The organism is Ruminococcus sp. RTP21358st1_G6_RTP21358_211008, assembly GCF_040908885.1.
In the GTDB taxonomy this organism is placed as follows: Bacteria; Bacillota; Clostridia; order Lachnospirales; family Lachnospiraceae; genus Blautia_A; species Blautia_A faecis.
Genome location: NZ_JBDGDM010000080.1, coordinates 1 through 9,907 on the forward strand (window position 1 = coordinate 1; position 9,907 = coordinate 9,907).

Genomic DNA, 9,907 nt, shown 5'->3' on the forward strand with positions numbered 1-9,907 from the left:
GGACGGCGGTTAGTCACCGCCTCCTACTCGATTACCTTTAGATATTTCACCTGTCTACTTGACAAGGGGCATATCAGTAGGGGTGATGCAGTACGGGCGGCTCATTTTCTATCTAAACGGATGTATCCGGAAGTTCCGGCAGTTGATCGGTGAGTTCTTCATATCCGAGAATATCTCCGGCACATGGCATCGATTGCCCTGTTCCCTGCTGTGGTTTCCGGAAGTACAGCCGATACCGATGTCCCTCTAGGAGTTTGATATTCTTTTCCAGTGAGAAGGCGTATTCCTTTCCGTTATCACTGGCAAACCAATATTGCTGGTTTTTCCCGAAGAGTGTCTGTTCCCGTTTCGTGCAGCTTACGTCCAGTGACAGATAAGCATGTGTATGGATCAGGTGGTAGAAACTGAGTGCACGCAAGATGCTGCAGATTCCGATGAGGAGGCTCATGAGGATAAAGAGCCGGTCATGGGTGGCGATCCCGAAGATGCACCCAAAAAGTACACAGAAAAAGCCGATTGCACTGATGGCAACCAGCTTTGTGAAAAATGGTTTTGGCATAAGGTTCCTTCCTTTAACATGTATGAAATGTGATTTGTTTATTCAGGTACAAATTAGCAATAGCCTGCAGCACTGGATACTGGGTATGGTGAATCTGGACATCATCCACAAGTGTTTGGTAAGTTGTCTCCGGTTCTGTGTATAACTCATCCATAATATCCGATTCGTTGTGGATTACTTTTTCCTGCTCCATACTTGTGACAAGCTCAGCGGTCGTGAGGGATACCTTATCAGCCAGCTTCAGAATGGTATCTTCCATCGGTGAAGAGGGTTTCTTCTTTAAATATCTGCCAAACTCTTTTGCACCAATAGTTCCTTCCAGATAAAGCTGAACGCAGCCAAAGAGCCGGATGGGAAAGGTATCCTTCAAGGGAATAATGGTCAGACTGCCGAGAAGGCGATATAAGGCATCCACCCCTGTCAGTCCAATTCCGCTTACAACCAGACCGCGTAAGGAAAGTCGGTTCAGATAGTGTTGGAAGGATAAGCCTTTCGGACCTTCTTTCTGTATCTGGCGCAGGGTATAGGCATCCTGGAGTTCATGGAGCGTCAGAATCTGGAAGGCAAGACAGCTCCAGAGCAGCAGCTCGTCATCCGATAGTCCATATTCTTGTCCATCGTTGATTACAAGAGGAATGGATTTTCCGCCTGTCGTTTTTTGAAATTTTAAGGTTCCGACAGCAGTATAAAGTGTCAGCATAAAAGTTCCCTCCTTCAAGGTTAAGTCAGAAGTGCATAGAGTGCATCATCCTGCTGTAATAGTTTCCGTGCTTTGCTCTGCCATGCCCGTACACGATTGGCTGGTACTTGGTAGTGTTTTGCCAAGTCAAAGCTGGTATATCCCTGCTGTTGCAGATAGAGGGCTACAATTCCCTTCTGAATAGTTGAGGACTGTCCGGTGCCAAGCTGGGTTAAATGCTCAAGAAGCAAGGTCTGGTTTGTGTCCTTTTCCGGGTGAGTTGTTTGTGTATCCTCGTAGGAAAACAAATCACGATAATGGAGATGTTCATCTTCAGATGATGCTTCGTCCAGAGAACAGAGCATGGAGCGGTCACGGGCAATTTTCCGCCAGTAGTCAAAGATGGCATGACGGATGATAGTTTTGGCATAAGGCTGGAATGATCTTCCTTCCTCAAATCCGACAGCCGACCGGCACAAAGCCAGATATCCAATCTGACATAATTCCTGTTGTTCTTCCTCAGTTACATAGGCAGCGGTGCGGGTCATGGAACGAATCATGATCGGAACCAGATCCATGGATTTTTCCACCAGTTGTTTTTGCTTTTTATTTAGTGGTAAGGTCATCATCAATCACCGCCTTTCAGCTGGCTGCCCGGAGGCGGAAGGGAATATGGTTGTTCTTTAAAACATCTGCGGATTCCCGAATGAGCTGGTCGCACATATAGTTGCTGAACTGTCCGATGTGAGCCTGCTTATCTGTCAGACAGAACTTATCTGCCACCCAGCGATATGCTTCCGGTTTGGAAAGGATGCCCTGTTGCCAGATCTGATCGAAAATTCGATGTGCCTGAATCCGCTTTTGACGAAGCTCCCGGTTGGCGAGCGTTCCTTTTGGTATCTTGGTTCCCGGATGTACCCCGACATAGGAATTGCAGGATGGATAGTGGGAGCAGACATAAACCTGTCCGCCATGAGAATGCGTTCCATATACAAAGGATGCATCTCTTAATATTGCTGTTCCGCCGCAGTAAGGGCAGCGGATGATTTTTGGTTTCTTCATCTGTTTTCACCTCGCTTGTACATACACGATACGTAACGTGTACGTGAATAACCAGTACGTACTGTATACTTATATTGTAAGTAAGCAGGTGATGAATTCCCATAGGACGCAAGCGGATACTGATCCCAGATTCGGACTAAATGGCACGAATCCCCATTTTTCAGATGCCGGGATAGAAAATTGCTCGGATGAGCGGGAATAAGCCGCTGTCTGTGAAACGTGGATAATTAACCGGTGTAAAGATGAACTTCTCACAGAAAATCCGTAGCAGGAATAAGCTGATCAGTACCAGACAGAGCAGGTAAGTGTTCCTGCGCCTTCTGGTCCATGGCTTTTTCGGACGGAATTTCACATACAGGACAAAAATCATGGGAATAAATATCAGGTTCGTAAAGACCTGATCGATACATTGGATGATTGAAATTACGTTTAACATAGGCAGTGCCTCCTTTCTTTACATATCCTGTACGTATAAGAGCCTGAAAGTGCAACTTTTTGTTACCAGTCATATTGCTGGTTCTCCTGAAGCCGGAGCAGTGCCGGAATGGGACATGGCTTTAAAGGCAGCTTCTGAGCGGCCAGATAGGGCAGATAAAGCTCTGTAAAAGCAGCAATGCTCATGCTTCCGGTACATTCGGTTGGCTCCGGTATCCGGGGAAACAAAAGCGCTGCATCTGAAAGAGGGAGGATGCAGGGGCTTCCCGTTTCATCCGGATGGAATAAAAAGCCAGAGTTCTCACAGCTTTCCTGTGCGTTACAAGTGCGGCACCAGACGTAGATACAGGAGTGCCAGTTCCCTTCACAGAGGTTCAGAAAATGACGGATGTGCTTGGCATCTGTCTTGCAGTGGGGGTGTTTCATATTCATCACCTACTAAAGAAGCAGGCAGTTCCATGTGGGAGCTGCCTGCAGGAGTCTTCGTTATGAGTTACTGATGTTTCTTTTTGCGTTTGAAGTAAACGATGCCCAGGACACTTGCACCTGCAAGTGCAGCTATGGCGATTCCGGCATACAGGAGAAGCGGCGTCTCATCGCCGGTCTTTACAGGCGGAGCTACCGGAGGCGTCTCCGGTTCTTTCGAAAGCTCCGTCATGTGTACGGTCTGACCTTCATCCTTCAGATCCTCATGGGAAGCAATCTCATGCTCGGTTTTTCCGTCTGTATAGTAGAGCTTTTCAAAGACAACCACATCCTGTCCGGCAAGAGCAGAAGCGTCGAAGGTAAAGGTAACTTCCACAGAGCCGCCAGCTTTTTCTGCTTTAAATTCTGCCTGAGCGGTAACTGGTTTTCCGTCTTTTAACAAAGCCTCTCCGGTTTCCTTATTCATCAGGGTTCCGATGACTTTGTACTCAGATCCAGGCATCAGACCATGATAAGTGACCGTATCTACGATAGTCGCTTCCTTGGAAGCAGAGACATCCTGATCCCCGTCACTGCCGTCTTTGGCTGTGGTTTTGATTTCCGGGAAGTAGATGGTCTGGTTGGCATCTTTGATGTCCGCATGTACCGCTACTTCGTGATCTTCAAAAGTCATTGTTTCAAATGCCACGAGCGTTTTTCCGGAAAGTGCAGAGGCATCAAAGGTAAAGGAAAGCTCTACGCTGCCGTTAGCTTCTTCCGGAGTGAAACTTGTTTCTGCAGTCACAGCTTTGCCATCCACATCGAAAGGTTTTTCGGTTTCCGAATCCATGAGTGTTCCTGTCAGCTTGTACTCTTTGCCTGGGATCAGGTTTTTGTATTCCACAAGGTCTGTAAGCGTCAGTTCTTTTTCCGGTTTTGCATAGTGTGTGCCGGAAGCAGCATCTGTTGCAGTGGTTTTGATTTCCGGGAAGTAAATAGTCTGTCCTTCATCCGCAATGTCTGTGTGTACGGCAACTTCCTTGTCTTTGTAAGCCAGGGATTCAAAGACAACTACTGTTTTCCCTTTTAAGGAGCTGGCATCAAAGGTAAAGGTAACATCTACCGTACCAGCGGATTCTTTTGGCTTGAAGGATGCTTTTGCTGTCACCGGTTTTCCGTCTGCTTCGACTGGTTTCTTTGTTTCTTTATCTATCAGAGTTCCAGTCACTTCATATTTCTGGTTAGGAACCAGCCCCTTAAAGGAAACCGTATCCACCAGCGTGATTTCTTCCTTTGCACAGGAAATATTGGAGTTCGTGTCCGCATCTTTCGCAGTAGTCTTGATTTCCGGGAAATAGATGGTCTGGTCTTCATCGTTGATGTCGGTATGGACTGCAAGCTGCATCTCATCCTGATATAATTCCTCGAAGACAACGGTTGTTTTTCCCTTTAAGGAAGTTGCATCAAAGGTAAAGGTTACTTTGACGGAGCCGGAGGATTTCTTTGCAGTAAATTCAGTTTCAGAAATCACCGGTTTTTCATCCACAAGGATTGGTTCCCCGGTTTTTTTATCCATTAAGGTTCCAGTCAGTTTGTATTTCTGGCCCTTTTTCAGTCCTTCGTATTCCACAACGTCTTCAATGGTCACTTCTTTTGCCGGCTGGCTCATGTGTGTACCGGTCTCGGCATCCAGAGCAGTCGTGCCGATCTCAATGGCATCATCGGTCAGAGTTCCAACCTGTATCAGAACAGAATCCTTATAAACCTTGACTTCAAAGGTTAAAAGATCCATGCCTTTGTTGGAATCACAACGCTGTTCCGCCAGAGTGTAAGTATCGTAAATGAGAGCGCCTTTGGAATCATCCGGTTTGGAGGTGCCGAACCAGATGCCGTCTTCCGAAGACTCACCCCGGTTGGTATTTGCGGTATGTTTGTTCCATTTGGAGGAAGTGCTGGCATAACCGTTGGCATCTGTCACAATCACATGGCTTTCGCCTGTTGTTTTGGAAGTGATCTTAAATGGCACATTTGCCAGACGGTTCTGGCTGCCGTCAGCAATCTTGACAAATTCCAGATCCCCGCGGATGACCTGATTGGAGATGGAATTGTCTTTTGCAGTCAGTTCCACGATTTTTCCCTGTTCTGTGATGTCAAATTCTACAGAGATCTTTCCGCTGTTCAGATAACCGGAAGGTGCAGTTGTTTCATCCACACGGTAATGTCCGAATGGGAGAGCATCTTTTGCAGTTGCAGCAGAACCGGATTTATCGGCAGTAAGTGTAAGGACAACCTGATCTTTCGTGTAGGATGTTCCGTCTACTAATACCGGATTTTCATTTAACGTAGTGATCGCAAAGACAGTACCTTCCAAAGTGGCAGAACCCTGCGGTTTTGCTTCTCCGGTCTCGCTGTCACGTTTCTGGATCTTCACTCCGCCACGGATGACAGATTCTTCTATGGTAGAAGACTGGTATACCGAAACCATTTCCTGCTTACCGTCACCTGTAATTTTCTGTACGAAGACAGTTGGATTGAGCTGGTATCCGGCAGGGGCTTTGCTTTCCTGTACCGTTATGGTACCGAGCGGAAGACAGACGGTCTTGCCATCACTGGTATAGTAAAAGGCATCGCCGCTTACAAAGGAATCTTTGGTAAAATGCATCTTTCCGGAAACATCTGTTTTTAATACCCAGGTACGTGCCGGTTTCTTTCCAGCTTCCGCAGGATCACTGTCAGACTGCTCGGTATAGAACTTGACTGTAAATTCTGCGTTTGCAAGGGAAGCTGCTCCCTGTGGGGAGGCTTTCTTTGTTTCGGCATCCAGCTTTTCAAGCACCAGATTCATGGGATTATTCTGCGGAATATCTGTTACGTTTGCAGCAGAAGTCTGTTCTGCTTTTACGGTGACTTTGTGAGCTTTGGTGTCTACAATGTAGCCTTTGGAAGCAGAGAGCTCTTTTATGGTATAATCGCCTTCCTCCAGTTCGCCGGATCTGGCATACCCGTTTTCATCAGTGGTCAGTTTCTGGATGAGCTTCTCACCCTGATAGATCCCATACACAGCACCCTTTAAGCTGTAATTCGGATTCCCGTCCGATACGCTTCCGTTGGCAGAAGATTTTTTCAGTTCGATCCAGCCGTTTGGAACCTGATACCAGCTTCCGGCAATGGTCTGGCTGCCCTGTCCCGGAACGATGAATGCCCGGAAGCCTTCCGGCGGGTTCGGAAGTCCCTGAATGGCACTGGCTACTTCCAGTGCTTTATCAATATAGGACTGCGGGGCGCCATGGAAAGCTCCGGTGTCAGCGGAATTACCGGCATAGATGTAAGCGACAACCAGATGTCCGATGACATAGCTGTTATCATCACTCCAGCCACTGAAATATTTATCCTTGACGACTTTATCGTAGCCGTAACCGCCGTTTAAGTAGTAGAGCGCTTTTCTGAGCGGGGAGTTCTGGCTTAAAAGGTCATAGGAATAGGAACCAGAGGAAGGTGTTTTCTTCAGTGGTTCCACGCAGTAGGCAGTATTGCTCCCGTCAAAGCTCATGCGGGAGGTAAAATAGCTGCCGTAAGGGATATTGGCACCTGCCTTATAGCTGATGGTGCCGTCGGCTGCATGAACCGGAAAACTGCCGGAAAACAATGCGCCGACTGCGACAAGGACTGCCAGCAGCATAGCCAGCGTCCGTCTGGTATAGGATTTGTATGTCTGTAACATAAGTCTCCTCCTTCTTAAAGTTCAAATGAAAAGGGCAGCGTCAGTGCTGCCAAAAGTTACACAGCCTGTTTCTTCTGTTTCGCAAGGATTTCCAGAAGCTCCTGCCGATCTGTGGTAATCAGCTCCTTTTCCAGATTGGAAGCCTTAAATTCCACAGTGATGTTATTGTTGTTGGTTGAGATCAGACCGTTGCCCCGCTGGAAATGGGTGATGTTCATTACTTCTGTTTCCGATAGATGCAGGATAGTCTTCACCCGCTGTGCCTCTTCATCCTCCATGTTCAGGATAATCTTGGTCTTGCAGTTATTGATGATACCCTTGCCGTACTTCCCGTCATCCAGAGCAAAGAAGTCGTTTAAATCCTGTGTGGCAAAGATGCCGGCTCCGGAGTAAGCACGGATGATCTTGGCAATCTCCAGTACGAATTCCGCTGCAAGCCGGTTGCTGGATGCACCGATGAGCTGCCAGACCTCATCGACAAAGATGGCTTTCTCTTCGGTACGGTTTTCCTTCGCTTTATCCCAGACATAATCCAGGGCAACGAACATGCCGACCGTTAAAAGATCGCTGGAACCGGTCAGTTCGGAGATATCCAGTACCGTATATTTATTGGTCAGGTCCACATTGGTCTGCTGGTTAAAGGAAGAAGCAGAACCGTGAACCAGGCGGTTCAGGATATGAGCCAGACGTTTGGTATCCTCGCTTTCCAGCAGGACATTGTAGACATCCTCCAGAATGGGCATCTTTTTGTACTGCTCCGGATGCTGCGGATCTGTCAGGGATTCATTTTTATGTGTAATCCCTTTTCTGGCATAGGTTTTGATTAGGGCTTCATCCAGAAGCTGCTTCTCCTCATGGGACATATCCGGGATCAGCAGACTGAAGAAGATGTGAAGCCTTTGGATCTTGCCTGCCAGTGCGGAGGCATCCAGTGTCGGTCCGTCCAGCAGTTCATTTACAGAATTGTCTACCTTCCGGATTTCCATGATGTTGATACAGTTCTTACTGGCAGGAGAGATCTGGATAAATTCTCCGCCGACATTCCTTGCAGCCCGGTAAAATTCGTGTCCCTTTAGCGGAGCGATGATGAACACCTGGATGCCTTTTCTTCGCATCCTTAGTGCCATGGTCTGCATGGTGAAGGTCTTTCCTGCTCCCGAACAGCCTAAGATACAGATGTTGCTGTTCTTGTACTGCCTGGAATCAAAGATATCCGCAATGACCAGGGAATTGTTATGCTTGTTTACCCCAAAGAGGATTCCGTTATCATCGCAGATACTGTAGCTGACGAAGGGATAGCAGCTTGCCGCCCCGGAAGTCAGTACGTTCCGCTTGGACAGCTTAAAAAGCTTCTTGTCCAGATTTGCCAGCGGCAGAGAGGATAAAAATCCCTGCTCCTGTAAAAAGTAGCAGGAGTGTAAGTTCATATCCTGCGAGATCAGGAGCTTTTTCATTTCCTGAATCCGCCACTGCAGTTCTTCCAACGTGGAAGCAGTAATGGTGATGAGAAGATTCATGTAATAGAAATCTTCGTTGTTGGCAAGTCCCTGCTTCAGAAAATATCCGGAGCGGATGGCAGAATCCAGATCGTCATAATCAGTGTTGGTATCGGACGCATCCTTTAATTTGGAACGGTTGATACGGATCTGCTGACCGAGACGCTGCTGAATCTTGTCCTTTGGCTGTTTCTGGAGAAAGAAATCAATATCAATCCCTTCCCCGGCATTGACAAGGAGTGACAGCCATCCGGGAGTTACCCGGTTTTTGTAGCCGTCAGACGGCACAAGCAGGTAGGAATGGTAAAGCCCATTGATCTGCACATAATGGGAGTGCTTGAAATCCACACTTTCCGGTGCGAGAAACTCGTTGATCCGGATGTGATCCAGTTCCTCCATGCGATTTTCCTTTGTATAGGCGGACAGTACAGTGCTGATCCGGTTCGAAAGCGGAACCTCCGTACAAAGGGTACGGTTTAAAAGGGTGTAGAGAACATCCGTAGTAAATTCATCCTCATTGTCATGGGAGACCACTTCATTCCCGCACTGGTATAGAAAGGTTTTGGCGGTCTGGGAGGCTGTCTCAAGAGCAGCAAGGATTTCCCGTTCCTCTTCCTTTCGGTTTGCGTTGAATGGTTCATATTCAAAGATCAGAAAGAACCGTCTGGATACTGCTTCTCTGGAACTTAAGTTCTGGACAAACTGGATGTAGTCACGCTGCAGTTCCTGACAGTGGGGATCGGTTTCCCGCTCCAGCTCCAGCTGGGACTGCTCCAGATGCTTATTGATGTCTGCTTTTTTGGAGATCATCTTGATCTGGAGTTTGACAGGGCTGATCTTTAAGTAACTGATAAAGCTGTAGATAATGCCCTGCTGTTCCCTGGCACTTCGAAGCAGAAAGTTGATTGGTTCAATCTCCAGGATCTTCACGTACCGTCCGTCTGTGGTATAGACGATTCCGTTTGCGATTTTTTCCACCGGAAGATAATCCTCCAAGGTCTGGTCTTTCTTTCGCTTTTTCCGGGAAACGGGTTTTGACGTGGCAGATGAGGTGTCCTCCTTGGAAACCACCTTTTTTTTCTGCTCTTTTTTTGCAGCCCGCTTTTCGGAAACTGCCCGTTTTTCTTCCTCCTTTCGTCTCCGGGCTTCCGTTTTTTTCTGTATTTTTATCTGTTTCGCCGCCTCTTTTTTCTGTCGGCTGGCTTCTTTCTGCTCCCACTTCAGATAACGGATATCTTCCTTTGCCTGTTTTTTGATGCCCCGCTTGGTGGAGGTATCAAACTGCCGGTGTTCTTTTTTTTTACTTTTTGGCGGAGCTGGTGCGTCCGGTTCAGACTGTGGGGGAGCCGATGCCATTACTTTGGAAGGCTCTGCCATTTTTTCTGCTTTCCGGTGTTTCTTTGTCTTTGGCTCTTTGAAACGTGGTTTCCTGCGTGGCTTTCCTTCCGGAAGACTGTCGGACCTCCAGATTACCCCAACATCATAAACTTAAGAAAAAAATGGAAAGGAATCTGTTCGCAGGTTCCTTTCATTGTGTTAAAATATAGGCA

8 protein-coding genes are annotated in these 9,907 nt (G+C 47.4%); all 8 read right to left on the reverse strand.

The genetic code is table 11. The annotated features are described in order from the left end of the window. Positions 1–112: 112 nt before the first annotated feature. A complete protein-coding gene (locus AB5Z12_RS19930) occupies positions 113–559 on the reverse strand; it encodes a hypothetical protein (RefSeq protein WP_005333500.1) in 447 nt (148 codons plus the stop codon). A gap of 13 nt (positions 560–572) precedes the next feature. After that, positions 573–1,259, reverse strand: a complete 687-nt coding sequence (locus AB5Z12_RS19935; RefSeq protein WP_005333502.1) for a hypothetical protein — start codon at positions 1,257–1,259, stop codon at positions 573–575. A 20-nt stretch (positions 1,260–1,279) separates the two neighbouring features. Beyond that, positions 1,280–1,867 carry a sigma-70 family RNA polymerase sigma factor gene (locus AB5Z12_RS19940; protein WP_005333504.1) on the reverse strand — a complete coding sequence of 196 codons (588 nt, stop codon included), beginning with the start codon at positions 1,865–1,867 and terminating at the stop codon, positions 1,280–1,282. A gap of 13 nt (positions 1,868–1,880) precedes the next feature. After that, a complete protein-coding gene (locus AB5Z12_RS19945; protein WP_005333505.1) occupies positions 1,881–2,300 on the reverse strand; it encodes a DUF3268 family zinc-finger domain-containing protein in 420 nt (139 codons plus the stop codon). A gap of 160 nt (positions 2,301–2,460) precedes the next feature. After that, positions 2,461–2,736 carry a hypothetical protein gene (locus AB5Z12_RS19950; RefSeq protein ID WP_008373818.1) on the reverse strand — a complete coding sequence of 92 codons (276 nt, stop codon included), beginning with the start codon at positions 2,734–2,736 and terminating at the stop codon, positions 2,461–2,463. A gap of 62 nt (positions 2,737–2,798) precedes the next feature. Further along, positions 2,799–3,161, reverse strand: coding sequence for a hypothetical protein (locus AB5Z12_RS19955; RefSeq protein ID WP_040015509.1), 363 nt, complete (start codon positions 3,159–3,161; stop codon positions 2,799–2,801). Positions 3,162–3,228: 67 nt separating this feature from the next. Next, positions 3,229–6,861: a VaFE repeat-containing surface-anchored protein gene (locus AB5Z12_RS19960; RefSeq protein WP_244095615.1), complete on the reverse strand. Its 3,633-nt coding sequence runs from the start codon at positions 6,859–6,861 to the stop codon at positions 3,229–3,231. 56 nt (positions 6,862–6,917) lie between these two features. After that, the gene (locus AB5Z12_RS19965) at positions 6,918–9,734 is read right to left on the reverse strand and encodes an ATP-binding protein (protein WP_334285166.1); all 2,817 of its coding nucleotides are present in this window, start codon (positions 9,732–9,734) and stop codon (positions 6,918–6,920) included. Between the last annotated feature and the right edge of the window lie 173 nt (positions 9,735–9,907).